This is a genomic window from Streptomyces mayteni, from assembly GCF_054783955.1.
The window spans coordinates 1-26,028 of the sequence record NZ_BAAGPR010000077.1; the positions used below are offsets into that span (position 1 = coordinate 1).

General features: G+C 72.2%; 23 protein-coding genes. 14 read left to right on the top strand and 9 right to left on the bottom strand.

What is annotated here, in order from left to right:
• Positions 1-153: 153 nt before the first annotated feature.
• The 8 genes from ACYVPE_RS27615 to ACYVPE_RS27650 all read right to left on the bottom strand — a co-directional run bounded on the left by ACYVPE_RS27615 (position 154) and on the right by ACYVPE_RS27650 (position 10,274).
• Complete coding sequence (locus ACYVPE_RS27615) at positions 154-1,608, bottom strand: sodium/solute symporter (RefSeq protein WP_461036440.1); 1,455 nt, start codon at positions 1,606-1,608, stop codon at positions 154-156.
• Positions 1,605-1,988, bottom strand: a complete 384-nt coding sequence (locus ACYVPE_RS27620; RefSeq protein ID WP_461036441.1) for a hypothetical protein — start codon at positions 1,986-1,988, stop codon at positions 1,605-1,607. The genes ACYVPE_RS27615 and ACYVPE_RS27620 overlap by 4 nt, the downstream gene beginning before the upstream one ends.
• Before the next feature lies 1 nt (position 1,989).
• Positions 1,990-2,763, bottom strand: coding sequence for a LytR/AlgR family response regulator transcription factor (locus tag ACYVPE_RS27625; protein ID WP_461036442.1), 774 nt, complete (start codon positions 2,761-2,763; stop codon positions 1,990-1,992).
• Positions 2,760-3,818 carry a sensor histidine kinase gene (locus ACYVPE_RS27630; protein ID WP_461036443.1) on the bottom strand — a complete coding sequence of 353 codons (1,059 nt, stop codon included), beginning with the start codon at positions 3,816-3,818 and terminating at the stop codon, positions 2,760-2,762. The genes ACYVPE_RS27625 and ACYVPE_RS27630 overlap by 4 nt, the downstream gene beginning before the upstream one ends.
• A 93-nt stretch (positions 3,819-3,911) precedes the next feature.
• Entirely contained in the window at positions 3,912-5,003 is a 1,092-nt protein-coding gene (locus ACYVPE_RS27635; protein ID WP_461036444.1) for a DUF5954 family protein, read from the bottom strand.
• A gap of 110 nt (positions 5,004-5,113) precedes the next feature.
• Complete coding sequence (locus tag ACYVPE_RS27640) at positions 5,114-6,568, bottom strand: maltokinase N-terminal cap-like domain-containing protein (protein ID WP_461036445.1); 1,455 nt, start codon at positions 6,566-6,568, stop codon at positions 5,114-5,116.
• Positions 6,565-8,310: a maltose alpha-D-glucosyltransferase gene (gene treS, locus ACYVPE_RS27645; protein ID WP_461036446.1), complete on the bottom strand. Its 1,746-nt coding sequence runs from the start codon at positions 8,308-8,310 to the stop codon at positions 6,565-6,567. Before treS ends, ACYVPE_RS27640 begins: the two co-directional genes overlap by 4 nt.
• Positions 8,307-10,274, bottom strand: coding sequence for a maltotransferase domain-containing protein (locus ACYVPE_RS27650; RefSeq protein ID WP_461036447.1), 1,968 nt, complete (start codon positions 10,272-10,274; stop codon positions 8,307-8,309). Before ACYVPE_RS27650 ends, treS begins: the two co-directional genes overlap by 4 nt.
• A 291-nt stretch (positions 10,275-10,565) precedes the next feature.
• Between ACYVPE_RS27650 and ACYVPE_RS27655 the strand changes: the two genes are divergently transcribed.
• From ACYVPE_RS27655 to ACYVPE_RS27685, 7 genes are all read left to right on the top strand, one after another.
• A complete protein-coding gene (locus tag ACYVPE_RS27655; protein ID WP_461036448.1) occupies positions 10,566-11,393 on the top strand; it encodes a type 1 glutamine amidotransferase domain-containing protein in 828 nt (275 codons plus the stop codon).
• Positions 11,390-13,015, top strand: coding sequence for a thiamine pyrophosphate-binding protein (locus tag ACYVPE_RS27660; protein WP_461036449.1), 1,626 nt, complete (start codon positions 11,390-11,392; stop codon positions 13,013-13,015). The genes ACYVPE_RS27655 and ACYVPE_RS27660 overlap by 4 nt, the downstream gene beginning before the upstream one ends.
• A gap of 64 nt (positions 13,016-13,079) precedes the next feature.
• Complete coding sequence (locus ACYVPE_RS27665; protein ID WP_461036450.1) at positions 13,080-13,547, top strand: nuclear transport factor 2 family protein; 468 nt, start codon at positions 13,080-13,082, stop codon at positions 13,545-13,547.
• 26 nt (positions 13,548-13,573) lie between these two features.
• On the top strand, positions 13,574-14,221 hold the full coding sequence (locus tag ACYVPE_RS27670; RefSeq protein ID WP_461036451.1) for a DJ-1/PfpI family protein: 648 nt from the start codon (positions 13,574-13,576) through the stop codon (positions 14,219-14,221).
• Positions 14,211-16,037, top strand: coding sequence for an AGE family epimerase/isomerase (locus tag ACYVPE_RS27675; protein WP_461036452.1), 1,827 nt, complete (start codon positions 14,211-14,213; stop codon positions 16,035-16,037). Before ACYVPE_RS27670 ends, ACYVPE_RS27675 begins: the two co-directional genes overlap by 11 nt.
• A gap of 33 nt (positions 16,038-16,070) precedes the next feature.
• Entirely contained in the window at positions 16,071-16,400 is a 330-nt protein-coding gene (locus tag ACYVPE_RS27680) for an STAS domain-containing protein (protein WP_461036453.1), read from the top strand.
• Between the two features lie 296 nt (positions 16,401-16,696).
• Entirely contained in the window at positions 16,697-17,833 is a 1,137-nt protein-coding gene (locus ACYVPE_RS27685; protein ID WP_461036470.1) for an IS701 family transposase, read from the top strand.
• A gap of 214 nt (positions 17,834-18,047) precedes the next feature.
• Here ACYVPE_RS27685 and ACYVPE_RS27690 read toward each other — a convergent pair whose 3' ends face one another.
• Positions 18,048-18,935, bottom strand: a complete 888-nt coding sequence (locus ACYVPE_RS27690) for a helix-turn-helix transcriptional regulator (protein WP_461036454.1) — start codon at positions 18,933-18,935, stop codon at positions 18,048-18,050.
• A gap of 145 nt (positions 18,936-19,080) precedes the next feature.
• On the opposite strand from ACYVPE_RS27690, the gene ACYVPE_RS27695 reads away from it, so the two are divergent.
• The 7 genes from ACYVPE_RS27695 to ACYVPE_RS27725 all read left to right on the top strand — a co-directional run bounded on the left by ACYVPE_RS27695 (position 19,081) and on the right by ACYVPE_RS27725 (position 25,870).
• On the top strand, positions 19,081-20,541 hold the full coding sequence (locus ACYVPE_RS27695) for an MFS transporter (protein ID WP_461036455.1): 1,461 nt from the start codon (positions 19,081-19,083) through the stop codon (positions 20,539-20,541).
• 313 nt (positions 20,542-20,854) lie between these two features.
• Entirely contained in the window at positions 20,855-21,244 is a 390-nt protein-coding gene (locus tag ACYVPE_RS27700; protein ID WP_461036456.1) for a nuclear transport factor 2 family protein, read from the top strand.
• A 24-nt stretch (positions 21,245-21,268) separates the two neighbouring features.
• The gene (locus tag ACYVPE_RS27705; RefSeq protein ID WP_461036457.1) at positions 21,269-21,736 is read left to right on the top strand and encodes a nuclear transport factor 2 family protein; all 468 of its coding nucleotides are present in this window, start codon (positions 21,269-21,271) and stop codon (positions 21,734-21,736) included.
• A 2-nt stretch (positions 21,737-21,738) separates the two neighbouring features.
• Positions 21,739-22,695, top strand: coding sequence for an NADP-dependent oxidoreductase (locus ACYVPE_RS27710; RefSeq protein WP_461036458.1), 957 nt, complete (start codon positions 21,739-21,741; stop codon positions 22,693-22,695).
• 35 nt (positions 22,696-22,730) lie between these two features.
• On the top strand, positions 22,731-24,224 hold the full coding sequence (locus ACYVPE_RS27715) for an FAD-dependent monooxygenase (RefSeq protein ID WP_461036459.1): 1,494 nt from the start codon (positions 22,731-22,733) through the stop codon (positions 24,222-24,224).
• Positions 24,225-24,265: 41 nt separating this feature from the next.
• On the top strand, positions 24,266-24,745 hold the full coding sequence (locus tag ACYVPE_RS27720) for a VOC family protein (RefSeq protein WP_461036460.1): 480 nt from the start codon (positions 24,266-24,268) through the stop codon (positions 24,743-24,745).
• Between the two features lie 45 nt (positions 24,746-24,790).
• On the top strand, positions 24,791-25,870 hold the full coding sequence (locus tag ACYVPE_RS27725) for an aldo/keto reductase (RefSeq protein WP_461036461.1): 1,080 nt from the start codon (positions 24,791-24,793) through the stop codon (positions 25,868-25,870).
• Positions 25,871-26,028: the final 158 nt, after the last annotated feature.

The window sequence follows — 26,028 nt, forward strand, 5'->3', positions numbered from 1 at the left end:
CGGGGCCGAAGGCGGCTGCGCCGCCGGGCCGCAGGCCCGCTCCGCGCGGACGGGGCGGGCGGGTGGGTGGGGACAAGCCCGCGGCGCAGCCGCCGGGCAGCGCGGAACAAGGGGCGGGTGGGTGGGGGGAAACCCCGTGGTGGGCACCGGAGGTCAGCCGTGGAGGTGGAGCACGGCCCGTTCCGACCAGTCCGGTGGGGTCGTGAGGCGCGACACCAGCGCCATGACCGCGAAGGAGAGCGGGACCGTCCAGGCCGCTGGTTGGGCGAGGAGGACGGCGAGCAGGCCTGGGCCCGGCGCGGTCAGGAGGCCGGCCAGGGCCGCGCCCGTCGAGGCGCAGACGCCGGTCACGAGGCCGGCGGCCGCGCCGGGGGCGGTCAGGCCCGGCCACCAGATGCCGAGCACCAGCAGCGGGCAGAACGTCGAGGCGGCCACCGCGAAGGCCCACCCCACCGCGACGTTGATGTCGACGCCGCGGGCCGGCAGCGACAGCAGCACCGCGACCAGCGCGCCGGCCACCACCGCGGCCCGGAGCCGCGGCACGCTGGCCCTGGACAGGTCGTGGGAGAGGCCGCCGGCGAGGGCGAGCAGCAGTCCCGAGGAGGTGGAGAGGAAGGCCGCGAACGCGCCGGCCGCCACGATCGCGGTGAGCACCGCGCCCCAACTCCCCGGCACGATCTCGGAGGGCAGCACCACCGTGACCGTGTCCGTGTCGCCGCCGTCGACCAGTTCGGGGGTGAAGACGCGGCCCAGCAGTCCGTAGACCGCGGGGAAGAGATAGAAGAGGCCGAGCAGCACGATGACGCCGACCGCGACCCGGCGGGCGGCCCAGGCCGAGGCGCTGGTGTGGAAGCGCATGATGACGTGCGGCAGGCCGACCGCGCCGAGCGTGGTGGCGAGCAGCACGGACCAGGTGGCGAGGAGCGGCTGGCCCGAGCCGTCGAGGTCGAGGAGCGGCCGGCTCCACTCGCCGACGTCCACCCGGAGCGCCTCCTCGCGGGCGCCGGCTCCGGCGTGCACCACGAGGAAGACGGCCGGCACGGCGATGAAGAGCAGCTTCACCAGGTAGTGGAAGCCCTGGACGTAGGTGGCGGAGCGCATGCCGCCGGCCGCGATGGAGACGCTGACCACCACGCCGGCGAGGACCACGCCGACCCAGTAGGGGGTGCCGCTCACCAGGTGCAGCACCACGCCCGCGCCCTTGAACTGCGGCACCAGGTAGAGCCACATGATCACCAGCACGATGACGGCGCAGAGCCGTCGGATGGCCGGCGAGCCGAGCCGGTAGTCGGCGAAGTCGGGCACGGTGTAGGCGCCGGAGCGCCGCATCGGGCCGGCGACCAGGGCGGCGACGGCGACGTAGCCGGCGGTGAAGCCGACCGCGTACCAGAGGGTGCCGATGCCGTTCTTGAGCATCAGCCCCGCGAGGCCGAGCACCGAGGCGGCCGAGACGTACTCACCGGCGATGGCCATGGCGTTCCAGCCGGGCGCGACGCGGCGCGAGGCCACCAGGAAGTCGGGGGTGGTGGAGCGGGTGGCGCGCACCCCGTAGAGGCCGATGACCACGCTGACGGCCAGCAGCAGCCCGATCGCCAGCAGTCCGATCATTCGGGGACCTTGCCCGAGGCCCGCTCGATCCGCTCGGCGCCGCGCACGTGCCGGAACGCGATCAGCAGCAGCAGCGGGTAGCTGGCGGCCATCAGCAGCAGCCAGGAGGCCGGCACGCCGGCGACGGTGATCCGGCCGAGCGCGGGGAGCGCGCCGAGCAGCCAGCTGAGGCCGAAGAGCAGCAGCGCCAGCACGCCGAGGGTGCGGGCCGCGTGGCGCCGCTGTTCGGTGAACAGGGCGCGGGAGGCGGCCAGTTCGGCCTCGCTCTCGTGGTCGGGCCCCGGCAGCGGCAGCAGGTGGCGGGGCGGCCGGTGGCCGCGGGAGAGGGCGATCCTGGTCTGCGGGCTGGTGATCCTGACCCGCCGCGGGGTGCTCGTCATCTCAGCGGTCCTCGTCCCGCACGGCGGCCAGCAGCCGTTCCTTGAGGGCGCGGGCGTGCCGGCGGCTGACCGGGACGTCGCCCGCCGGGGTGGCGGCGACGAGTCCTGACGAGCCGGTGACCCGCAGGTCGGTCACCCAGCGGACGGCGACCAGGTAGCCGCGGTGGGTGCGGACGAAGCCGGCGGAGGACCAGACCTCCTCCAGGTAGCTGAGCGAGAGCCGGATCAGGTGGGCGTCCTGGTCGGTGTGGAGCCGCACGTAGTCGCCGTGCGCCTCGGCGAACCGGATGTCGTCGCGGTGCACGAAGACGGTGTGCCGGCCGGTCTCGATCTGCACCACGGAGAGCTCGTCGCGCTCGGGTTCGGCCGGCAGGGCGCGGCGGGCGGTGGCGGCCCTGGTCACGGCCTCGGCGAGCCGCTCGGCCCTGATCGGCTTGAGGAGGTAGTCGGCGGCGCCGATGCCGAACGCCTCGACGGCGTGCGCCTCGGAGGCGGTGACGAAGACGATGGCGGGTGGCGTCGAGAGCATGCCGAGGACGCGGGCGACGTCCATGCCGGTGAGCCCCGGCATGGAGATGTCGAGGAAGACGGCGTCGTAGCTGCCGGTGCCGAGCAGCCGGACCGCGGCCTCGCCGCCGTCGGCCTCGCTGACCTCGCCTATCTCGGGCATGGTGGCGAGCAGGTCGGCCAGTTCCTCGCGGGTCGAGGTCTCGTCCTCGACGACCAGGACGCGCAGCGGGTTCGACGGCGGGTTCGGCGTTCGCGGTACTGTCACCGGGCTGCCACTCCTCGCATGAACTTCGGTACCCGGATGACGACCTTGGTCCCGCCGCCTGGTGCCGTCTCGATCACCAGGCCGTACTCGGGCCCGTAGACGGTCCGCAGTCGCTGGTCGACGTTGGCCAGGCCGACGCCGCCGCGGCCGCCGCCCCGGCCGGCGAGGATCGCGCCGGCCTCCTCCGGCCGCATGCCGACGCCGTCGTCCTCGACCTCGATGACGCACAGCGGGCCCTCGCCGAAGCCGGAGACGCTGATGGCGCCGGGCCCCGGCTTGGGTTCGAGGCCGTGTCGGACGGCATTCTCCACGATGGGCTGGATGACGAGGAAGGGGATGGCGACGGGCAGGATCTCCGGCGCCATCCGCACGGTGAGCTCCATCCGGTCGTCGAAGCGGGCCCGTTGCAGTTCCAGGTAGGTCTGCACGGCCTGGAGCTCGTCGGCGACGGTGGCGTAGTCGCCCTGGGTGGAGAAGCTGTAGCGCAGGTAGTCGGCGAAGTCGCCGAGCAGGTCGCGGGCCCGGTCGGGGTCGGTGCGGATGCGGGCGCCGATGACGGCGAGCGCGTTGTGCAGGAAGTGCGGCGAGATCTGGGCGCGCAGGGTGCGGAGTTCGGCCTGGGTGATGCGGGCGCGGGCGCGGCGCAGCGCGGCGTGGTCGAGGGAGCGGGCCACGAGGGCGGCGGCCGGGGCGAGTTCGGCCTCGGCGGCGTCGCGGGCGGCGAGGGCGCCGGAGAGTTCGCCGGCGACGATCAGCGGGACGGCGGCCCAGGGCGGGCGGTGGACGGGGCCGGCGTGTTCGTAGGTGCCGGCGAGCAGCGCGGCGAGCTCGGTCGCGTCGGGTTCGGGGCCCGCGACGGCGACCGGGCGGGCGTCGAGGTCGGCGAGCACCACGGTGCCGGCGCCGAGCAGTCGGCGCAGCCGGCGGGCCGCGGTGCCGGCGCCGCGGCCTGTCAGGCCGTCGCGCAGGTCGCGGTCCATGTCCTGCACGGCGGTGAGCACGGCGGCGGTCCGCCCGTCGTCTGGCCTGCTCCGTCGCATCCGGTCCCCCAGCATGGCCGCACCGTAACCCAGCCGGGCCCGGCCCCATAGGCCCTGGACGCGGCCCCTTGACGGGCGGCCGGTGGGGCCGGGGGGCGGCGGTGGGGGTCACTCGACGGTCGCGGGCCCCTCGGCCTGGCTGCGGTCGCCCGCCTCGAGCGCCTCGCGCCGCTGCCGCTCCTCGCGCTCCTCGACCTCGGCGAGCGGCGGGTGGAGCTGCATCGGGCCGTACGGGTCCTCGTCGCTGGGGCGGGGCGTCTCCGGTCCTTCGGGGCCGATCCGCATCAGCCGCTCGACCCGGATGACGCGGAACCGGCGGCCGAGCACGGTGAGTTCGTCGCTCGGCGGGCCGGCGCGGTACTCGTCGGCGGCGCGGGCGTAGGTGTCGGCGTCGGCGTCGGAGACCCCTTGCTCCAGCTTGGGGAGGAACTCGGCGAGGTAGTTGTACAGGGTGGAGCGGGCGTCCTGCGGGGTGGGCTGAAGGCCGGCCATGGGCTCCCAGGACTTCTTCTTGCGCTCGGCGAAGGTGAAGGTGGCGGGCAGCAGCACCACGCCTGGGTGGGTGTCGAGCGCGCGCCGCGAGTCGGCCCTGACGTGCACCGGGATGCGCTCGGCCGAGTAGTGCAGGGAGCGGAGCTCCATGCGCTGGATGCTCTCCATGATGCCGGTGGGCGCCGAGTGGTCGATGAGCGTGCCGGTGGTGCGGCAGGCGTCTCCCCGGCGCCGCTTCCGGTCGCCGAGGTCCCAGCCCAGGTCGTCGGGGTCGGTGGGCCGCGGCCCTTCGAGGCCCTCGGGGCCGATCCTGGCGAACTCGTCGCCGCGCACCACGCGGTAGCGGACGTCGCCGACCAGCAGTTCGTCCACCGGCTCGGTCTCCAGCCGGGCGACGGCGGCGAGCAGCTGGTCGCGGAGCGGATCGCCCGGCCTGGTGGTCTCCTTGGCCTGGAACCAGAGGTGGGAGTTGAGGCCGTCCCTCGAGTGTTGCGGGAATCCGTCACCGACGTCGCTCAGCAGCCGCCACGCGTCGCCGTCCGCCGGCCGCTGCTCCGCGAAGCCGAACACCGGCCCGCGGATGACGACATGGGGATACCGCTCGGCGGACCTGATGGTGTCCTGCTCCGTCACCTCGGAGACGGGGTCGTCCCGGTGGATGACGCGGAAGGTCAGATGCGACGGTGGGCTCTTCCGGTGATCCTTCATGTGCTCACCGTGACATCAACAGCGGACCGGATGCAGCCGATTACACAAAGTCCCCCCTTTGGAGGGGCTAGCTTGCCCCACGTTCACACGGAGCGCACGGGAGCGTGGGCTCAGAGGAAGTCGCGGGCCAGGGGCGAGCCGGCGGCGAACTCGCGGGCGTAGCGGCGGACCGCGCGCAGCGGCAGGGACACCCAGTGGGGTCGGGACCTGGTCTCGTAGACCGTCTCGTAGACGGCCTTGTCGGCCAGCAGGGCGCGGAGCAGCAGCGGCTGCGCGCGGGGGTCGCGGCCGCTGGACTCGGCGTAGCCCTCGCAGAACGCGACCTGGTTGCGGCGCGACCATTCGGCGGCCCGTTCCAGCAGGGGCCCGTCGGGGGTGACCGGGTGGCCGGGCTCGATGAGCCGGTGGTGCGCCGCGTAGTCGAAGGAGCGCAGCATGCCGGCGACGTCGCGGAGCGGTGACCGCATCCGGATCCGCTCGTCGTGGGAGGCGCTGGGCTCGCCCTCGAAGTCCACCAGGAGCCAGGACGTCGGGGTGCGCAGCACCTGGCCGAGGTGGAGGTCGCCGTGTACGCGCTGGATGACCACCTCGTCGACGGTGGCGGCGACGGTGGAGTAGAGGGTGTCGAGGGCTCTGGCGTGCGGGTCGAGGGCGGGCACGTCGACGCCGGCGACGCGGAGCCGTTCCCGCATGGCGTCGACGACGGCGAGGATCTCGTCGCCGCGCAGCGTGCGTTGGCCTCGGGCGCGGGCCAGGTCGGCGTGCACCTCGGCGACGGTCGCGCCGAGGCGGCGGGCCTCGGCGGAGAAGTCGCCGCCCGCCTGGTCGGCGTGGCCAGGACCGGCGAGCAGGTCGCGGACGCTGGCCAGCGCCATGGACCAGCCGTCAGCGGCGGGCACGTAGGTCTGCACGGTGCCGTAGGTGACGGGTGAGCCGCCCAGGTCGCCCTCGGCCCAGCCGAGCAGGACGGGGACGTGCGGGCTGCGGACCTCGCCGAGCGCCCTGGGCAGTTCGAGGTCCTGGTTGACGCCGGGTTCCAGGCGTCGGAAGAACTTCATCAGGTAGTGCTCGTCGAGCACCACGGAGCTGTTGCTCTGCTCGACGCCGAGGGGGCGGGCGGGCAGGGGCCGGTCGTCGTGCGGCGCGCCGCCGTCGGCGAGCGCGGGCTCGGGGCGGAACCGGAGTCCGCCGAGGTCGGAGCCTTCGGCCATGGCGCGCAGGATCCGCGACGTGATCTCCCGGTCGTCGACGCCGTCGTAGACGACGAAGCCGTCGAGGCCGGCGATCACGGACGGTTCGAGGGCGCGGGGCAGCCGGCCGCGCTGGCCGAGCGGGACCTGGTAGCGCTCGGGGGCGCCGCCGTCGGCGAAGTCGACGCGCACGGTGAGGAGCGCGCCGCGCGGTCCGCCGCTGTCGAGGTGGTCGAGGAGTTCGGCGTGGTGCTCGATGGTGACGCCGGCGATGGGGCGTTCCTTGGCGGCGAACCACCGCTGCCAGGGGAGCCAGGCGCACAGCGCGGCGGTGAGTCGGGTGGGCAGCGGCCGGACGGCGGCGGGTTCGCTCATCGGGCGTCCTCCTCGGCGCGCGGCACGGCGAACCAGTAGAAGCCGTGCCCCGGGAGGGTGAGGCGGTAGGGCTCGTCGCCGATGGTGGGGAAGGGGATCTCGCCGGTGAGTTCCACCGGGGTGGCGCCGCCGTAGGTCTGGAGGGCGAGTTCGGCCGGCTGCGGGAACCGGGAGAGGTTGTTGACGCAGATCACCGTGTCGTCGCTGTCGCGCGTCGTGTGGTGCCGCGCGTACGCGAAGACGCCGGGGTTGTCGACGCTGAGCTCGCGGAAGTCGCCGAGGCCGAAGGCCGGGTGCTGGCGGCGGATGTGCAGCATGTGCCGGGTCCAGCGCAACAGTGAGGAGGGTGCGGCCAGTTGGGCCTCGATGTTGGTGGACTGGTAGCCGTAGATGGTGTCCATGAGCGGTGGCAGGTAGAGCTTGCCTGGGTCGGCGGAGGAGAAGCCGGCGTTGCGGTCCGGGGTCCACTGCATGGGGGTGCGGACGGCGTCGCGGTCGCCGAGCCAGATGTTGTCGCCCATGCCGATCTCGTCGCCGTAGTAGAGGATCGGCGAGCCGGGCAGCGACAGCAGGAGCGCGGTGAACAGCTCCAGCTGGTCGCGGTCGTTGTCCAACAGCGGGGCGAGCCGCCGTCTGATGCCCACGTTGGCGCGCATCCTGGGGTCCTTGGCGTACTCCGCGTACAGGTAGTCGCGTTCCTCGTCGGTGACCATCTCCAGGGTCAGCTCGTCGTGGTTGCGCAGGAAGATGCCCCACTGGGAGCCGGGCGGGATGGTGGGGGTGCGGGCGAGGATCTCGGAGATCGGCAGCCGGGACTCGCGGCGCACGGCCATGAACAGGCGCGGCATCAGGGGGAAGTGGAACGCCATGTGGCACTCGGCCTCCCCGGGGCCCGGTCCGCCGAAGTAGGCGACGGCGTCCTCCGGCCACTGGTTGGCCTCGGCGAGCAGGACCCGGCCGGGGTACTCGTCGTCCACCAGCCGTCGGACGCGGCGCAGGAACTCGTGGGTGGCGGGCAGGTTCTCGCAGTTGGTGCCCTCCTCGGCGAAGAGGTAGGGCACCGCGTCGAGGCGGAAGCCGTCGATGCCGAGGTCGAGCCAGAAGCGCAGGACGTCGAGCATGGCGTCCTGGACCTTGGGGTTCTCGTAGTTGAGGTCGGGCTGGTGGGCGAAGAAGCGGTGGAAGAAGTACTGCTTGCGGACGGGGTCGTAGGTCCAGTTGGAGCTCTCCGTGTCGACGAAGATGATCCGGGCGTCCGCGTACCGCCTGTCGTCGTCGGCCCATACGTAGTAGTCGCCGTAGGGGCCCTCCGGGTCGCGGCGGGACTCCTGGAACCACCGGTGCTGGTCGCTGGTGTGGTTCATCACCATGTCGGTGACGACCCGGATGCCGCGGGCGTGCGCGGCGTCGAGGAGTTCGACGAAGTCGTTGATGGTGCCGAACTCGGGGAGTACGGAGCGGTAGTCGCTCACGTCGTAGCCGCCGTCGAGCAGCGGGGAGCCGAAGAACGGCAGCAGCCAGACGCAGTCGACGCCGAGCCATTCGAGGTGGTCGAGCTTGGCGGTGACGCCCCTGAGGTCCCCCGAGCCGTCGCCGTCGCTGTCGTAGAAGCCGCGTACCGGTAACTCGTAGAAGACGGCGCGGCGGAACCAGTCCTGGTCCACGGGGACCGGCCTGGCGTGGTCGAAGTCCTCGGCTCGTGGCTGGGGGATCGGCGTGTCCACGCGGGTCGTGTCGCTCATCGGGCCTTCCAGGTGAGGATCCGTGCGGGCGCCGTCCGCGGGTCGAGGCTCAGGCGGACGGCCCCGCCCAAATCGATGTCCTTGCCGGTGATCTCGTCGTGCGCGGTGACCGGCTCGCCCTCGGGCGCTCCGAGGTCGGCGGCGGTGAGGCGGACGACGACGTCGACGGGTTCCGCGGGGTCGAGGGTGACCACGCAGAGCACGCGTTCCGGGTGGCCTGGGGCCCGTCTGGAGTAGGCGAGGACCCGGTCGTCGTCCACGGGGTGGAAGCCGAGGTGGCGCTGCTGGCGGAGTCCTGGCTGGGCTCGTCTGATCTCGTTGAGCCGGGTGATCCAGGGGGCGAGGGACCGGCCGGCGGCCAGCGCGCCGGCGAAGTCCCGGGGCCGCAGCTCGTACTTCTCCGAGTCGGCGTACTCCTCGGTGCCGGGGCGCAGCGCCCGGTGCTCGTACAGCTCGAAGCCGGAGTAGACGCCCCAGGTCGGGGCGAGCGTGGCGGCGAGCGCGGCCCTGATGGCGAACGCCGCGGGGCCGCCGTACTGGAGGAACTCGGAGAGGATGTCCGGGGTGTTGACGAAGAGGTTGGGGCGCAGGAAGTCGGCGGAGGCGGCCAGTTCCGCCGCGTAGTCGGCGAGTTCCCGCCGGCCGGTGCGCCAGGTGAAGTAGGTGTAGGACTGGGTGAAGCCCAGCCTGGCCAGGCCGGTCAGGACGGCCGGGCGGGTGAACGCCTCGGCGAGGAAGAGGACGTCGGGGTGGTGGACCCGGACCTCCCACAGCAGCCGGTGCCAGAAGTCGGAGGGCTTGGTGTGCGGGTTGTCGACGCGGAAGATCCGCACGCCGTGGGAGACCCAGAACAGCACCACGCGCAGGATCTCCGCGTACAGGCTCTCCGGAGCGTTGTCGAAGTCGAGCGGGTAGATGTCCTCGTAGCGCTTGGGCGGGTTCTCGGCGTGGGCGACGGTGCCGTCCGGCCGGGTCGTGAACCACTCGGGGTGCTCGGTGACCCAGGGGTGGTCGGGGGCGCACTGGAGGGCCAGGTCGAGTGCGACCTCCAGGCCGAGCCGCTCGGCCTCGGCGACGAACGCGTCGAAGTCGTCGAGGGTGCCGAGGTCGGGGTGGACCGCGTCGTGTCCGCCGTGCGTCGAGCCGACGGCCCAGGGCGAGCCGACGTCGCCAGGTGCGGCGCGCAGGCCGTTGTTGCGGCCCTTCCTGTTGACCTCGCCGACGGGGTGGACGGGTGGCAGGTAGACGACGTCGAACCCCATCCCGGCGATTCTGGGGAGTTCGGACGCGGCGGTGGCGAAGGTGCCGTGCACCGGGCGGCCGTGGGCGTCCCGGCCGCCGGTGGAGCGGGGGAAGAACTCGTACCAGGAGCCGAACAGGGCGCGGGGTCGGTCCACCCACACCGCGCCGGTGCGGCCCCGGGTGACGGGCTCGCGCGGGGTCCGCTCGACGGCGAGCGCGTGGACCTCGGCGGACAGGGCGGGCGCGGCCCGGTCGTCGAGCGGCAGGGCCGCGTCGCGCAGCGCCGCGGCCGCGGCGCGCAGGGCGCGCCTGGCCCGTTGGTCGCGGCCGACCCGGCCCATCCGGTCGAGCAGTCGGGCCCCGGTCTCCAGGTCGTTGCCGAGCTCGGTGGCCGACTGTCCGTCGGCCAGCTTGGCGCGGACGGCCGCGAGCCAGGTCGCCCACGGGTCGTGCCAGGTCTCGATCCGGAAGGTCCACATGCCGATCCGGTCGGGCACCACGGTGGCCTCCCAGCGGTCGAGCCCCGGGTCCGCCAGGAGCATGGGGACGCGGTGCTGCCGTCCCTCGGGTCCCTTCCAGACGACGGCGCAGTCGAGCGCGTCGTGGCCCTCGCGCCAAACGGTGGCCGCAATGGGAATGGATTCGCCGACCACCGCTTTCGCCGGATAGGTTCCTCCCGCCACTAAGGGCGATACGTTATCAATATTGAACCGGCCGCTCATCCTCGATCCTCGCTCTTGGGATGTGGCGTACGTTCACAGAATGCCGCTGGGGCGAGAAATCCGCGAGAACCCCACCCCTAGTCCGTCAACTCCCTCAAGTCGGAAAGTCGTTGAGCCCTGGCCGATATTTCGTCAAGTGCCAGGAGTGGCCGACACTCCACCGATGGACCTTGCCAGGCCAACGGGGGTCAGCCTTCACTGAGGTAACTCTGCTCGCACCTTCCCGAGATGGTCCGGGAAAACATCGGGGCGGGGTGACCGTGGGGAATACCGCCAATCAATGGAGCGCACATGTCTCGACGAGTTCTCATAATGCTGTCCGAGTACGGATACTGGGGGGAGGAATTGGTCGGCCCGGTCGAGGTGCTCGAGGCGCGGGGATACCGACTGACCTACATGACGCCGACCGGTAAACGCGCCCACGCGCTGCCGCCCAGCCTCGACCCGGACTACATCGACCCGCCGCTCGGCCGCTCGGTGACCACCAGGGACATGGCGCGGCGGGCCACCGAGATCGACGCGTCGAGCCGGCTCGACAACCCGCTGAGCCTGGCCGACCTGCTGCCGGAGCGTCCCTACTACAGCTCGCTCAACCACCTGCGGGAGCTGGAGGAGTACAACCGCCGGCTGGCGACGGCCACCGACGACCTGGTGAGCAGCTTCGACGCGCTGGTCCTGGTCGGCGGCAGCGGCCCGATCGTGGACCTGGCCAACAACGAGCGGCTGCACGAGGTCGTGTTGGCGTTCGTCGCGGCCGACAAGCCGATCCTGGCCGAGTGCTACGGCGTGGCGGTGCTGGCCTTCGCCCGGGACATCGACAGCCGGAAGTCGATCCTGTGGGGCAGGCGGGTCACCGGCCACCCCAAGGAGTACGACTACAAGGACGGCACCGGGTTCCTGGGCGTCGACTTCAACATGGGCCCGCCGCCCTACCCGCTGGAGTACATCCTGCGCGACGCCACGGGCCCGGACGGCGCGTTCATCGGCAACGTGGGCCGCGAGATCTCGGCGATCGTGGACTACCCGTTCATCACCGCGCGCTCGACCCCGGACTCGATCCCGTCGGCCGAACTGCTCGTCCGGGCCCTCGATGACGGTCTGCGCAGGCACGGCTGGTGACCGCGGCACGCCCTGGGAAGGCGGCGATCTTCGAGCAGTTCGCCGCCGACGGCATCACCCACATGTTCGGGAATCCGGGAACGGTCGAGCAGGGGTTCCTCGACGAGGGCGAACGCACCGGCCTCTCCTACCTGCTCACGCTGCACGAGGGGGTGGCCGTCGGCATGGCCGACGGCTACGCCCGGGCCACCGGGCGCCCCGGCCTGGTGCAACTGCACAGCGGCGTCGGCCTGGGGAACGGCGTCGGCATGCTCTACCAGGCCAAGCGGGGCGGCTCGCCGCTGGTCGTGCTGGTGGGCGAGTCCGGCGTGCGCTACGACGCGATGGACGGTCAGATGGCGGCGGACCTGGTGGCCATGGCGGAACCGGTCACCAAGTACGCGGCCCGGGTCGTCGACCCGCACTCCACGCTGCGGGTGCTGCGCCGGGCCGTCAAGATCGCCATGACCCCGCCGCGCGGGCCGGTGGTCGTGGTGCTGCCGGCGGACGTCCTCGACCAGCTCACGCCGGAACCCGCGGTGGCCACCAGCGTGCCCTCCACCCGGGTGCTGCCCGAGCCGGCCGAGCTGGCGCGGGCGGCCGAGCTGCTGCTCGCCGGCGAGCGGCGGCTGGTGCTGATGGGTGACGGGGTGACCGTGAGCGGCGCCCAGGCGCAGCTCACCCGGGTCGCCGAGCTGCTGAACGCCCCGGTGTGGGGCGTGAACGACTCCGAGGTCAACTTCGACACCACCCACCGGCTCTACGGCGGCCAGCTCGGCCACATGTTCGGCGAGAACAGCGCACGGGTGGTGCGCGACGCCGACTCGGTGCTCGTCGTCGGCACCTACGTGTTCCCCGAGGTCTTCCCCGCGCTGAGCAGCCCCTTCAAGGAGGGCGCGCGGGTGGTGCACGTCGACCTCGACGCGTACGAGATCGCCAAGAACTTCCCCGTCGACCTGGGCCTGGTCGCCGATCCTGGGCTCACCCTGGAGGCCCTGGCGGCCGAGCTGGTCGGGCAGCGTCCAGGCAGCGCCGCGGGAACGCACCCGGCCGGCGCGGAACCCACCCGTCCCTTCGCCTCGCCGGCCCCCGCCGAGACCGTGATGGAACGGTTCGCCCAGCGGCTCGCGGAGCGGGCGCCCGCCGACCTCGCGGTCTTCGACGAGGCCCTCACCGCCGGCGGCCCACTCGGCCGCTACCTGCCGCCGACCACCCCGGGACGCTACTTCCAGACCAGGGGCGGCTCACTGGGCGTCGGCATCCCGGGCGCGCTGGGCGTCAAGCTCGCCCACCAGGACCGGCCCGTGGTGGGCTTCACCGGGGACGGCGGCAGCATGTACACCTTCCAGGCCCTGTGGACCGCCGCCCGCTACGACATCGGCGCGGGGTTCGTGATCTGCAACAACGGCCGCTACCAGCTGCTCGACGACAACATCGAGCAGTACTGGCGGCAGCTGGGTGTCGCGTCCCACCCGCACCCGGCCGCGTTCGACCTCTCCCACCCCGGCATCAGGTTCGCCGACCTGGCCGCCTCGCTCGGCGTGCCCGCGATGCGGGTGGAGCGGGTGTCCGAGGTGGACGACGCCGTCGAGGCGCTGCTCGCCCACCGCGGCCCGTTCCTGATCGACCTGGTCATCACCTGACGATCCCCCACCGACCGGCCGCCCCGCCCGCTCCCCCGAGCGGGGCGGCCCTGGAAGGAACGAGATGATCCACTCCGCCCGCCCCGTCGGGGTGCTCACCCAGGAGGCGGTCCACCGGCTGGTCACCCGCATGGTGACGGCCGCCGGCCGCCACGACGTCGAGGCGATGGTCTCCTGCCTGGCCAGCCACGGGCTCGTGCTGAGCCTGCCGGGACGCGTCCTCCGCGGCCCGGGCGAGGTCGGCGACTGGTACCGCGGCCTGACCCGCCGCCACCGGCTGCGCTGCCGGCTCACCTCACCCCCCGAGATCCGGCTCACCTCCCCCCTCCACGCGGAGTGCCGGGCCGACCTCACCCTCAGCTCGCACCGCCGCGGGCGCCCGGGGCCCGCCGACCGCGGCGGCCGGCCGCACGCCCTGCGGCTGACCCTGTCCACCGTGCTCCAGCGCGGCGGACCCCGGATCCGCACCTGCGACGTGGAGCCGCTGGTCGGCTCCCCCGCCGCGACCCCGGCGTCCCTGTCCCAGACCTGAACGTGCCAAGCACGAGGGGAAGTGTGATGGACCAACCGCCTTCGAGTACCCCGCCCCGCCTCGCGGGGCACTCCGTCGCGATCCTGATGGAGAGCGACTACGTCGAGCCCGAGATCACCTACTACCAGAAGCGCTTCACCGAGGAGGGCGCCGAGGTCTCCCTGGTGACCCGCCTCTGGGGCCAGGAGTCGCTCACCTTCACCGGCCACGAGTACCGCGCGCCCATGACGGTCGCCGGCGACCTCGAGGCGCTCGACTACGACGCGCTCAACCGCCTCTCGGCGCTGGTGGTGCCCTCCGGCATGGTCGCCGACCGGCTGCGCTACAGCGAGGACGTCGAGCGGCCCGCGCCCGCCGTGGACCTGCTGCGCCGCGCCTTCCGACTCCCCCACCTGGTCAAGGCGTTCTCCTGCCACGGCCTGCTGCTGGTGACCGCGACGCCGGAGCTCGTCGACGGCCGACCGGTGACCTGTCACAACAACCTGGTCGGCGACGTGCGCAACATGGGCGCCACCTACGTCAACGCGGACGTCGTCGTCGACGGGGACCTCATCACCGGCCGCACCGTCGACCACTGCCAGCTGCTGGCCAGGGCCGTCATCGACCGGCTCGACCCGCGGCCGACCGAGGAACGGCGCGAACCCGGGGCCCAGGCGGTGAGCGGTGCCGGCTGAGATCGACTTCACCTTCTCCGACCTGGTGGGCGGCTACGTCCTCCAGCTGCGGGGCGACGTCCTCACGCTGCGCACCTTCGGCGGCCGGCCGGTCGCCGTGCGGCTCACCGAGACCACCTCGGCGCAGTGGCTGCGCAACCTGGGGCAGCCCTACCGGGACGAGACGGGGCGCGTCAGGGAGTTGCTGCGCCCCGGCACGCTGGTGTTCAGCTACGGGCCGGTCTACCCGGACGACGACGGGCTGCGCCACCAGGCCGACCGGCTCGTCCTCGTCGGCGACGCGGAGGCCCAGCGCGGCATGGAGACCTCGGGCTGGTGGGCCGAGCAGCTCCGCGAGCTGGCCACCTTCTACCGGCGGGCCCAGTTCGGCGAGGGACCGGTCGACTTCGCCGACTACCGCACGGTGATCGGGTCCACCGGCCACAAGAGCGGCGCCCGCGGCCAGGAGACCGACACCATCTCCCGGATGGTGTACGGCATGGCGAGCGCCTACACGCTGACCGGCCACGACGACTTCCTCGACGTGGCCGAGGGCGGCGCCCGCTACCTCCACGACCACCTGCGCTTCACCGAGGACGACCTCGTCTACTGGTACCACGGCACGGAGAACCGCGGCGGCACGGAACGCAAGCTCTTCGGCTCGGAGTTCGGCGACGACTACCGCGCGATCCCGGCGTACGAGCAGATCTACGCCCTGGTGGGGCTGAGCCAGACCTACCGGCTCACCGGGGACCCCGCGATCCGGGCCGATCTGGAGGGCACCGTCCGGCTGTTCGAGCGGCACTTCGCCGATCCGGCCCTCGGCGGCTGGTACTCCCACGTCCACCCGGTGAGCCTGAGCCCGCACGACGAGGGCCTCGGGCACAACCGCTCCCGCAAGAACTGGAACTCGGTCGGCGACCACGCCCCCGCCTACCTGTTCAACCTCTACCTGGCCACCGGCGAGGAGCGGTACCTCAGGATGCTGGAGCACGTCTTCGACATGATCGCGGTCCACCTGCCGGACCGCGCCGAGGACGGCAGCCCCTTCGTCTACGAACGCTTCCACGCCGACTGGACGCCCGACCTCGAGTGGGGCTGGCAGCGGAACCGGGCGGTGATCGGGCACAACCTCAAGATCGCCTGGAACCTGACCCGGATGCACGCGCTGCTCCCCAAGCCCGAGTACCGCGACCTCGCCGACCGCATCGCCGGCAGCATGCCGGACCTCGGCCGCGACCCGCGGCGCGGCGGCTGGTACGACCTGGTGCGGCGCACCGCCGGCCGGGACCGGCGCCACGACTTCGTGTGGCACGACCGCAAGGCCTGGTGGCAGCAGGAGCAGGCGGTGCTCGCCTACCTGGTGCTGGCGGGGAACCGGAGCGGCGACCAGGCCGCCGACTACCTGACGCACGCCCGCGAGGCCATGGCCTTCTACAACGCCTTCTTCCTCGACCACGACGAGGGCGGGGTCTACTTCACGGTGCTCGCCCAGGGGGTGCCCTACCTGATGGGCGACGAGCGGCTCAAGGGCAGCCACGCCATGGCGATGTACCACAAGGCCGAACTCTGCTACCTCGCCGAGGTGTACGCGCGGCTCCTGGTCCATCACGAGCCGCTCGACCTGTGGTTCAGGCCCCGCGGCGACGCGGCCTACCAGGACGGCCTGCTGCGCGTCGCCCCCGACGCCCTGCCACCCGGTCGCGTGCGGCTCGACGAGGTGCGGATCGACGGCGCGCGGTGGGACGACTTCGACCCGCACGCGATGACGGTCAGGCTGCCGAGGACCGATGGCCGGATGACCGTCAGGGCCCGGCTGCGCCCCCGCACGCCATAGCCCACCAATCCCGACGAACAGAGGGAAGGACACATGACCTTCGAGGCCTATCTGGGCTTCTCGGGTTCCGCCGCCACGCTCCATCTGGCGGGGGAGCTCAGAGAGATCGACGTGCCCGTGCTGCGGTCCCTGCTGGACCAGGCACTGGCCCGCCACATCGACCGACTGACCATCGAGGCGGAGGAGTTGACCGGTATAGCGGCCGGCGGCGTGCGCTGTTTCGCATTCGCCCGCCAGCGACTGCCCGAGCACGCGCGCCTGCTGATGGAGGGGGCCGCCCCCCAGGTGCGGGAGATGCTCACGCGGGGCGGCGTGGCGGACACGGTGACGCTGGTCGAGGCACGCACGGGAGGGGTCGGCTAGCCGGCCGGGACACAGGGAGCCGTGAACCCGCCGGAACCCGCCGGGAATCGCCGCCGCGCCGTGCGGCGGCCGCGATTCCCGGCGAGAGGGGCCGAATACCGGAGCACCCGATGTCAAGGGCAGATAAATTCCAGACGCGAGGACTGCCCCGATTCCTGTAACTCCGCCCCCGAGGCTCATCGGTTGCTCCAGCAAGCACAAACAGAGGAATGGCATCTGGCAAGTGCCCAGGACACAAGCTAGGGTGAGAAGAACGACCAAGCAGGAGACCAGGGGGAACCATGTCTTCCAGTTCCATGCTTCGTACTGTGGGAAGTCGTGTCGTCAGTGATCCGTTGTCGGATTTCGCCTTCAGAATGTTCGGGTCCATGCCGCGGGTCGATCAGCGGAGGTGGGCGGAAGTCTATTTACGGGGTTTACTCTTCATCGACGGCAGGAAATCCGTCCGCAAGATGGCCGAGCATATCCTCTCTATGCCGGTGGGTCAATCTCTTCAGCAATTCATCAACCAGAGCCCATGGGACTGGACGCCCATCCGAAGCCAATTGGCGCGCCTCTTGGACACTCAGATGGAAACACAGGCCTGGGTGGTCAGTCCGGCCGTCATGCCGAAACGGGGAGACCATTCGGTCGGAGTCGTACGTCAGTTCGTCCCCAAAGAGGGGCGGGTGATCAACTGCCAGCTCGGGATCGGTCTCTTCGCGACCAACGCCACCACGATCGCCCCCATCAACTGGCGCCTGCTGCTCAAGGGGAAATGGGCGCACGACGAGCACGCGCGGGCCAAGGTGTACCTGCCGGGCAGCGCACGGGGCCGCCCCGAGTGGCGGGAAATCCTGTCCATGGTGGACGAGAGCATCAGGCGCTGGCAGCTGTCCCCGGCGCCGGTGGTCGCGCACCTGCCCGACCCGGAGGCCGCCAGGGAACTGGCCCACGCGCTCGACGCCCGCGGTCTGGACTACGTGCTGCGCGTGAGCGAGTCCTTTCGCGGTCTCGCGCACGAATGGACCGGCCGCTCAGCCAGGGTGACGATGCGCGGCGACGCCCCCCTGGGGGTCGGCCGACTCCGCCCTTTCCAACACCAGATGGAATTCCCGACCGACAACCAACTGACCTCCACACTGATTCCCCTCGGGATTCCGAGAGGAAAGACCGGGGGTCAGGAACTGGTGGTCAGGCTCGTGGGCCGCAGGGCACGACGGGGGCATGCGGGCGAGAAACTGTGGATCACCAATCTCACGCAGCACCGACTGGACGATGTGCTGTACATAGCGAGCCTCGCGGACCGGGGCACGCACGCCGTCCGGCTTCTCGAGACGAAATACGGCCTCCAGGATTTTGAGGGACGCTCTTTCCGGGGCTGGCATCACCATATCACCATGGTCTCGACCGCCTGGGTGTACAGACAGCTGATCGAGCCGGAGCTGGGTTAGGCCGGAGCCGGGGGGCCGACAGCAATGGAGATGGTCGCTGCGGCGCGGACACCGCGCCGCAGCGACCATCTCCAGTCTTGTCGGAGCACGCTCTTCGCTTTACTCTCTTTACTCGCTTTACTGCCGAGAACGACCGCAGAGAACAAAGGGGAAGACCCGCTCCGGGCCCGAAAACTTTTCGGCGCGAACCCGCCGCGCCAGGACCGGGAAGGGCTCAGCCGGAGACTTCCGTGGCCCGCTGCGGACGGTGCTCCTCCGCCACCAGGTCGGCGAGCAGCCGAAGGGCCGCCTCCGAGGGAGAGCCCGGCTCCGCGGTGAAGATCGCGAGCCGTTGCCCCTCGTCGTCGGGCAACCGCATCGTCTCGTCCCCCAGCACCATCCGCCCCACCAGCGGGTGCCGGTAGGCGCGCTGGTGGTGGGCGCAGGCGCGCACCGGGTGGGCGTTCCACAGAGAGGCGAACTCCGGGCTCTTCACCGTCAGTTCGCCGATCAGCTCGGTGAGCTGGGGGTCGTCCGGGTAGCGGCTCGCGGTCACCCGGAGGTCCGCGACGGCGTCCCTGGCCTTGGACTTCCAGTCCCCGTACAGCTCCCGCAGATGCGTGTCGAGGAAGATCATGCGCGCCAGGTTGGGGCGCTTCCCCGCCTCGTCGGGGCCCGAGAAGGCGAGATGACCGCCGAGCAGCGCGTGTCCCATGCGGTTCCAGACGAGCACGTCCGTGCGCCGACCGTAGACCAGCGCCGGGACGCCGCCCAGCGAGTCGACCATCAACCGGACACCGGGGCGCAGCCGTTCGGGTCGCACCCGCCGGCGGGACGGCGGCTCCCAGCGGGCCAGGCTGTGCAGGTGGGCCCGCTCGTCGTCGCTGAGCCGGAGCGCGCGGGCCAGCGCCTCGAGCACCGGCCCGGAGGCCTGCTGGCTCTGCCCCTGTTCCAGCCGGGTGTAGTAGGCGACGCTGACCCCGGCGAGCTGGGCCAACTCCTCCCGGCGAAGCCCGGGGACTCTGCGCCGGCCACCATAGTTCACCAGTCCGGCCTCCTCCGGGCTCACCTGCGCCCGGCGGGACCGGAGAAACTCCCCGAGCTGAAGAGATCGCTGCGGCATTGGGTCATTCTGCCCGGGCCGGACAGCCGGCATCCTGACCCTCTCAGGGGTAGGCTCCGCCAGCCTACGCTCCGCAGAGGGCTGGGCCGGGGAACGTGGCAGCCGCATGCTTGTGGATCACCCAATCTCCCCGAAAGGCGTCGACGTGACGACCGATACATCTGCCGAACGGGCCGGTACGGACGCACCGTTCACCGCCCGCGGCTGGTTGATCCTGGTGACCCTGTGCAGCGCCACCTTCGTCGTGGGCCTCGACTTCTCCATCGTGGCCGTCGCGCTGCCGGAGATCGGCACCTCCCTGGGCTTCGCCACCACGGGCGACCTCCAGTGGGTGGCGACCGCCTGTCTGCTCCCCACGGCCAGCCTGCTGTTGCTCTTCGGCCGGCTCTCCGACATCGCGGGACGCCGCAACCTGTTCCTGCTCGGTCTCCTGCTGCTCGTGGCCTTCTCGCTGGTGGCCGGACTGGCCAACTCCCCCGGCATGCTGGTCGGCGCGCGCATCGGGCAGGGCGTCGCCGGAGCCATGATCAGCCCGACCGCGTTGGCGCTGCTCACCTCCTCGTTCCCCGAGGGCCCGCAGCGCACCAGGGCGCTGGGCGTCAACGGCGCGCTGCTGTCCCTCGGCTTCGTGGTGGGCACCATCGGCGGCGGCGTGATCACCAGCGCGTTCAACTGGCGTTGGACCATGCTGATCATGGTCATCATCGGCGCCGCGGTGCTGGTGAGCGGAGTGATCGTGGTGCCCAGGGACCGGGAGCGCACCGCCACCAGGCTCGACATCCCGGGCGCCGTCCTGGTGAGCGGCGGACTCTTCGCCCTCGTCTACTGGGTCAGCACGGGCGCCGACGCCGGCTGGGCCAGCGGGCAGTCCATGACCGCGCTGGCGCTCGCGGTGGTGCTGATCGCCGCCTTCCTCCTCGTCGAGGCCCGGCACCCGGCGCCGCTCGTCCCGCTGTGGCTGCTCAACCGCCCCTCCATCAAGTGGGGCGGCCTGATCGGTCTGATCACCTTCGGCATGTGCGGCGGCACCACGGTGCTCCTCAGCATCTACATGCAGGACGTGCTCGACTACTCGGCCCTCGCCACCGGCTTCGGCTTCCTCGCCGAGGGCCTGGCGGCGCTGGTCGCCGGCCTGATCGTGTCACGGGTCATCTCCTCCTGGGGCGGCACCGGGACCCTGGTGGCCGGTCTGCTGATCCAGGCCGTCGGCACCGGCGCGATGGTGCTGCTCGCCACCTCGGACAACCTGCCCCTGCTGCTGGTCACCTCGGGGGCCATGGGCTTCGGCCACGTCTTCGCGGTCGTCGCCTTCATCAACGCGATGATCTCGGGCCTGCGCGACGAGGAGCAGGGCGTCGCCGGCGGCCTGGCCCAGATGCCGCAGTTCGTCGGCGCGATCGGCACCGCCGCCCTGGCCGCGGTGGCGACGGCGCGCACCAACGCGCTGGAGTCCACCCACTCCGCGCTGGACGCCACCCTCGGCGGCCTGCACGCCGCCGTACTGGTGGCCGGCCTCGTCTGCGTGGTCGGCGCCGGCCTCGCCCTGCTGATCGCACGCGGCGGCGCGGCGCGCGCCCAGGAGCGGCGGGAGGCCGCGGTGGCCTGAGCCACCGCCGCCTCCCGCGCGGACGCGAGCCGGCCACGCGGTGCCCATTCCCCCGACACCCGTGGCCCGGCCGCGGCCCTTCGACCGCCCACCCCCACCCCCGGGGGGTGGGCGTCGTCGTGTCCACCCCCCGGCCGTCGCGCGGCGGCCCGGCCGCTACTCCGTCAACTCCCGATAATGCGTGGTGCCGTTCTCCCGGAGCATTGTGGCGACTCGTGCCCAGCCCCTTCAATGGAGGTATTCCGGAGAATGGAGCAATCCCATGGGCCAGGACCCACGGCAGCTATCGGATGAGCGGACACGCCGACGCAACGTGGCGACGCTCGAAACCTACTTCCGCCTTCTCGCCGACCTCGACATAGACGCGTGGATCGCGCTGTGGGCAGAGCGCTGCGTCATTGAGGCGCCCTATGCGCCCGCCTCGATACCGCGACTCGTCACCGGGCGCTCCGACGTTCTCGACTTCTACCGGGAACAGGCCGCCGGTTATGTCAGCCTCGATTTCCCGAACACCGTCCTGCTCCCCATGGAGGACCCGGACCTGGTGCTGGCGCGCTGGTACCCGGGCGGTGAGCTGACCACCGGCGCCCGCTACCGCAACCAGAACGTCGGGGTCTTCGAGTTCGACGCCGAGGGGAAGATCGAGCGCCTCGTCGAGTACTTCGACCCGAACCCGCTCACCGCCCCCGCAGAACCCTCCTGACCTGCGACGAGAGGACGGACGGCAGTGACGCACACCATCGGCTCAGCCGGGGTCGGCCAGGAATCGGCCGACACCCGCCGCGCGCGCAACATCGACGCGCTCCGCACCTACTTCCGACTGCTCGAACAGGGCGACATCGACTCCTGGATCGAGCTGTGGGCGCACGACTGCACGCAGGCGGTGCCCTATGCCACCGGTGAACTCCCCACGTCGCTCAGCGGCCAACGGGACATCCACACGCTCTATCGGAACATCGCCGACGGATTCACCCGGCTCAGGTATCTGCTGATCGAGTTCCAGCCGCTCGCCGACCCGGATGTCGTGTTCGCCCGCTGGCGCCCCCGCTGCGAACTCGTGGGCGGCGGCGTCTACGTCAACGAGTCCGTCGGCATCTTCGAGTTCGACGCCGAGGGGCGAATTCGCCACTTCACCGAGTACTTCAATCCGGCCGGCTTCGTCGAGAACTACGACAGCTTTTCCGAGGAGTCCTGAGAATGCGTGCCGTCATCGCCAGGAGTTACGGCGGTCCCGAGGTCCTGGAACCGGCGGAGATCGCCGTTCCCCCGTACGGCCCGCGGGAGGTGCTGGTTCGGGTGCTGGCCGCGGGGACCAACCCCGCCGACTGGGAGTGCCGCAGCGGGCGGGCGGCCGCCTGGTTCGACGCGGGCCCCTACGTCTGGGGCTGGGACGTCTCGGGCGTCGTCGAGGCGGTCGGGGCCGAGGTGACCGACTTCGCGCCGGGCGACGAGGTCTACGGCATGCCGCGGTTCCCCGCACTCGCCGCCGCGTACGCCGAGTTCGTCAGCGCGCCGGCCGACCAACTGGCCGCCAAGCCGGCGGGCCTGCCGCACCACGCCGCGGCCGCGCTGCCGCTTGCCGGTCTCACCGCGGCCCAGGTGCTCGACGCGGCGGACGCCGACGGCCGGCGGGTGCTGGTCAACGGGGCTGCGGGCGGGGTCGGCCACCTCGCCGTGCAGCTCGCCAAGGCGCGTGGCTGCCACGTCACCGCGGTGGCCCGCGCGACCAACCACCGGCTGCTGCGCTCCCTCGGGGCCGACGTCCTGCTCGACCACACCACCACCCGGGTCGCCGACGTCGTCCGCGACGTCGACGTGGTGGTGGACCCGGTGGGCGACGACGCGCTGCTGGCCACCGTCCGCCCCGGCGGGGTCATCGTCCCCGTACCCGGTGCCGCGGCCGGCGCCGGCCCGCTCGAGGAGGCCGCCGCCGTGGTCGGCGTGCGCGTGATCCGGCACGTCGTGCACCCCGACGGGGCGCGGCTCGCGGAGCTCTCCCGCCTGGTCGACGCCGGCCGGCTCTACCCGGAGGTCTCGGTGGTGCTCCCGCTGGAGCGGGCCGGGCTCGCGCACGCGCTGATGGAGGGCGGCCGCGGCCTGACCAAGATCGTCCTCGACGTGGCGGGGGCCGGCCCCGCCGACCGCGACCGGTGAGCACCGGCCCAGGCCCCCTACCCCAGGAGAGTCGCATGTCCCCCGACCACGACCGGCCCCCGCTGCCCAGCTCCACCGACGTGTTGATCGTCGGGGCCGGACCCACCGGCCTGGCCCTCGCCGCCGCGTTACGCACGCTGGGCGTCGACCACGTGCTCATCGACCGCGCCGCGGGACCGGCCGCCCACTCCCGGGCTGCCGCCGCCCACGCCCGCACCCTGGAGTCCCTCGCCACCGTCGGAGCGGCCGACCCGCTCGTCGCCAGGGGCCGCCCCGGCCGGGCCTTCGTGGCCCGCGACGGCGAACGCCGCATCGTCTCCACGCCGTTCGACGAGCTGGACACCCCCTACCCCTTCGTGCTCGCCGTCCCGCAGGAGACCACGGAACAGGTGCTCCAGGAGCGCCTCGAGGAGCTGGGGGGCCGGGTGTACCGCCGGCACACCCTGCTGGACCTCGGGGAGCTGCACCCCGGGATGAACGCCCTGGTGAGCGACGACGAGTCGGGCGAGGTCCGGGCCGTCAGGGCCCGCTACGTGGTCGGCTGCGACGGGCTGCACAGCACGGTGCGGACGCGCGGCGGCATCGACTTCGTGGGCCACGACCGGCCGCACAACTTCGCGCTGATCGAGTTCTCCATGGAGTGGTCGGGCCCCGAGGGCGAGATCACCTTCTTCTTCTCCCCCGCCGGTCTGCTCGCCGTCTCCCATCTGCCGGGTGACCTCTACCGGATCGTGGCGCTCGTCGACGACGACGCGGGCCCGCCCACGCTCGACGAGATCCAGCACCTGCTGGACACCAGGGGGCCCACCGCGGCCGGCGCCAAGGTGCACCGGCTGGAGATGGCCTCGACCTGGCGGGTCCGCCACCGGCTGGCCGACACCTTCTCCAGGGGGCCGATCTTCCTGGTCGGCGACGCGGCCCACGTGCACAGCCCGGTCGGCGCCCAGGGCATGAACACCGGCATCCAGGACGTCTTCAACCTCGCCTGGAAGCTGGGCGCGGTCCTGGACGGCACCGCGTCGCCCGAACTGCTCGACACCTACACGGCGGAGCGCCGCCCCGTCGCCGAGGGCGTGCTCGCCTTCACCTCCCAGCTCCACGACATCTCCACCGCCAGCGACCCGCACAGCGTCTTCCTGCGCAACGAGGTGCTGGCCGCGGCCGGCCGGATCCCGGAGTTCCAGAGCTGGCTCGCCAACCGGCTGGCCCAGATCTCCGCCCGCTACCCGGGCGCGGCCCCCGGCGCGCCGAGCCCCGCCGTCGGCGAGCGGATGCCGCCGCGCCCCGGCATGGCCGACGGCATCGGCTGGTCCCTGCTGCTGCCGCCGGGCGCCGACTCCCCGGCGGTACGGGCGGCGGCCGCCGCGAGCCGGACGCCGCTCGCCGTCGCCACCGTGGCCGACCTGCCGCACGCCGTGCTCGTCAGGCCGGACGGACACGTGGGCCTCACCGCGCCCGCCGACGAGGCGGCCGGGCTGCCCGAGCGGCTCGCGGCCTGGCTGCGGAACCCGCGGCCCGCGCTGGTCTGACCCGCCCGACCACCCGACACACCGAGACGGAAGGCACCGCCATGCCCGCCACCTACACCCGCCCGCCGGGCGCCACCACGCTGATGCACGTCGCCGTCATGTGCCCCGACATCGAGAAGTCGCTGCGCTTCTACCGCGAGGGGCTCGGCTTCTCCCGCCGCTACGAGTTCACCAGAACCGTGTCCCCCGAGGGCGAGACCGTCTACCAGGGGCGCGGGATCTACCTGGAGCTCCAGGGCAACTCCTACATCGAGCTGTTCCCCGGCGGCCGTCCTGGCGTCGACTCGGCGGAGGGGCCGCTGGCCCACATCGCCCTGATCGTGCCCAGCGTCGACGAGGCGTACCAGTCCTGCCTGCGGGCCGGCGGCGAGCCCGCGGGACACGCCAGCTGGGCCGGCGCGCCGACGTCGCTGGTCCTCAACGGCAGCCCGGAGGTGAACGTGCGGGTCGCCTTCGTCAAGGGCCCCGCCGGCGAACTCGTCGAGCTGTACGAGCAGTACAGCCCGGTCGTCGCCCGTTGAGCCACCGGACCCGCTCCGCCCACCACCACACCCTCCGGGAGAATCATGCGCTACACCGTGCTCGGCAGGACCGGACTCCGGGTCTCGGAACTGGCCCTGGGAACAGTCACCTTCGGTGAGAACTGGGGCTGGGGCGCCCCCAGGGAGACCAGCGCCCGCATCTTCGACCGCTACGCCGAGGCCGGCGGCAACATGATCGACACCGCCGACCACTACACGGACGGCACCGCCGAGTCCATCCTCGGCGAACTGCTCCAGGGCCGGCGCGACCGGTTCGTGGTGTCCACCAAGTTCACCCTCCAGACCCACCTCGACGACGTGAACTCCGCGGGCAACTCCCGGAAGAACCTGGTCTCCTCGATCGAGGCCAGCCTGCGTCGGCTGCGCACCGACTACCTCGACCTGCTCTGGGTGCACGCCCACGACACGCTCACCCCCGTCCCCGAGCTGATGCGCGCGCTCGACGACCAGGTGCGCGCGGGGAAGGTGCGGTATGTCGGCGTGTCCAACTGGCCGGCCTGGGAGGTGGCGCAGGCCAACACGTTGGCCGAGCTGCGCGGCTGGAGCCCGTTCGTCGGCATGCAGATCCGCTACAACCTGCTCGAACGCGCGCCGGAACGCGAACTGCTGCCGATGGCCCGGGTGTTCGACCTGCCGGTGTTCTGCTGGGGGGCACTGGCCGAGGGCCGGCTGACCGGCAAGTACCTGGAGGGCGGCACCGGGCGGCTCACCGTCCAGCCGCGCGACCACAGCTCGGCGGGCAGCGACGACCTGGTCCGTGAGGTGGTGCGGATCGCCGCCGAGGGCGGCCGGACCCCGGCCCAGGTCGCCCTGGCCTGGCTGCTGAGCCGCCCCGGCACGGTGATCCCGTTGCTCGGCGCCACCAGGGAGCGGCAGTTGGTCGACACCCTCGGCGCGGTCGACGTCCGGCTGTCCGAGGAGCAGCTGGCCCGCCTGGAGTCCGCCAGCCGCACCGAACTCGGCTACCCGCACGACCTGTTGCGCGACCCGATCACCCTGCGGGACATGTACGGCGCCGACTGGCGCGACATCGTGGACCGCAGGACCACCGTGCGTCGGGGGGTGGCCGACGACGCCTTCGTCGGCATCCCGAAGACCTCCTGACGCCGGAGCCCTTCCCACGCGAGGCCCTCCGCCCCCGGTCGGCGGTGGGCCTCGCCCATGCCGGCCGGCGGCGCACTACGTGCAGTTCGGCTAATCCCCCCGGAATGCGGGCGGCTCCTTCTCAGCCGTCGCCGAAAAAGGGTTCACTCGTAGCCACA

Bases quoted from the DNA above. Each gene is read 5' to 3' on its own strand.
- ACYVPE_RS27630 (WP_461036443.1), bottom strand. From the start codon at position 3,818: ATGCTGGGGGACCGGATGCGACGGAGCAGGCCAGACGACGGGCGGACC.
- ACYVPE_RS27650 (WP_461036447.1), bottom strand. From the start codon at position 10,274: ATGAGCGGCCGGTTCAATATTGATAACGTATCGCCCTTAGTGGCGGGA.
- ACYVPE_RS27615 (WP_461036440.1), bottom strand. From the start codon at position 1,608: ATGATCGGACTGCTGGCGATCGGGCTGCTGCTGGCCGTCAGCGTGGTC.
- ACYVPE_RS27690 (WP_461036454.1), bottom strand. From the start codon at position 18,935: ATGCCGCAGCGATCTCTTCAGCTCGGGGAGTTTCTCCGGTCCCGCCGG.
- ACYVPE_RS27665 (WP_461036450.1), top strand. From the start codon at position 13,080: ATGATCCACTCCGCCCGCCCCGTCGGGGTGCTCACCCAGGAGGCGGTC.
- ACYVPE_RS27640 (WP_461036445.1), bottom strand. From the start codon at position 6,568: ATGAGCGAACCCGCCGCCGTCCGGCCGCTGCCCACCCGACTCACCGCC.
- treS (WP_461036446.1), bottom strand. From the start codon at position 8,310: ATGAGCGACACGACCCGCGTGGACACGCCGATCCCCCAGCCACGAGCC.
- ACYVPE_RS27680 (WP_461036453.1), top strand. From the start codon at position 16,071: ATGACCTTCGAGGCCTATCTGGGCTTCTCGGGTTCCGCCGCCACGCTC.
- ACYVPE_RS27670 (WP_461036451.1), top strand. From the start codon at position 13,574: ATGGACCAACCGCCTTCGAGTACCCCGCCCCGCCTCGCGGGGCACTCC.
- ACYVPE_RS27685 (WP_461036470.1), top strand. From the start codon at position 16,697: ATGCTTCGTACTGTGGGAAGTCGTGTCGTCAGTGATCCGTTGTCGGAT.
- ACYVPE_RS27620 (WP_461036441.1), bottom strand. From the start codon at position 1,988: ATGACGAGCACCCCGCGGCGGGTCAGGATCACCAGCCCGCAGACCAGG.
- ACYVPE_RS27710 (WP_461036458.1), top strand. From the start codon at position 21,739: ATGCGTGCCGTCATCGCCAGGAGTTACGGCGGTCCCGAGGTCCTGGAA.
- ACYVPE_RS27715 (WP_461036459.1), top strand. From the start codon at position 22,731: ATGTCCCCCGACCACGACCGGCCCCCGCTGCCCAGCTCCACCGACGTG.
- ACYVPE_RS27720 (WP_461036460.1), top strand. From the start codon at position 24,266: ATGCCCGCCACCTACACCCGCCCGCCGGGCGCCACCACGCTGATGCAC.
- ACYVPE_RS27725 (WP_461036461.1), top strand. From the start codon at position 24,791: ATGCGCTACACCGTGCTCGGCAGGACCGGACTCCGGGTCTCGGAACTG.
- ACYVPE_RS27635 (WP_461036444.1), bottom strand. From the start codon at position 5,003: ATGAAGGATCACCGGAAGAGCCCACCGTCGCATCTGACCTTCCGCGTC.
- ACYVPE_RS27655 (WP_461036448.1), top strand. From the start codon at position 10,566: ATGTCTCGACGAGTTCTCATAATGCTGTCCGAGTACGGATACTGGGGG.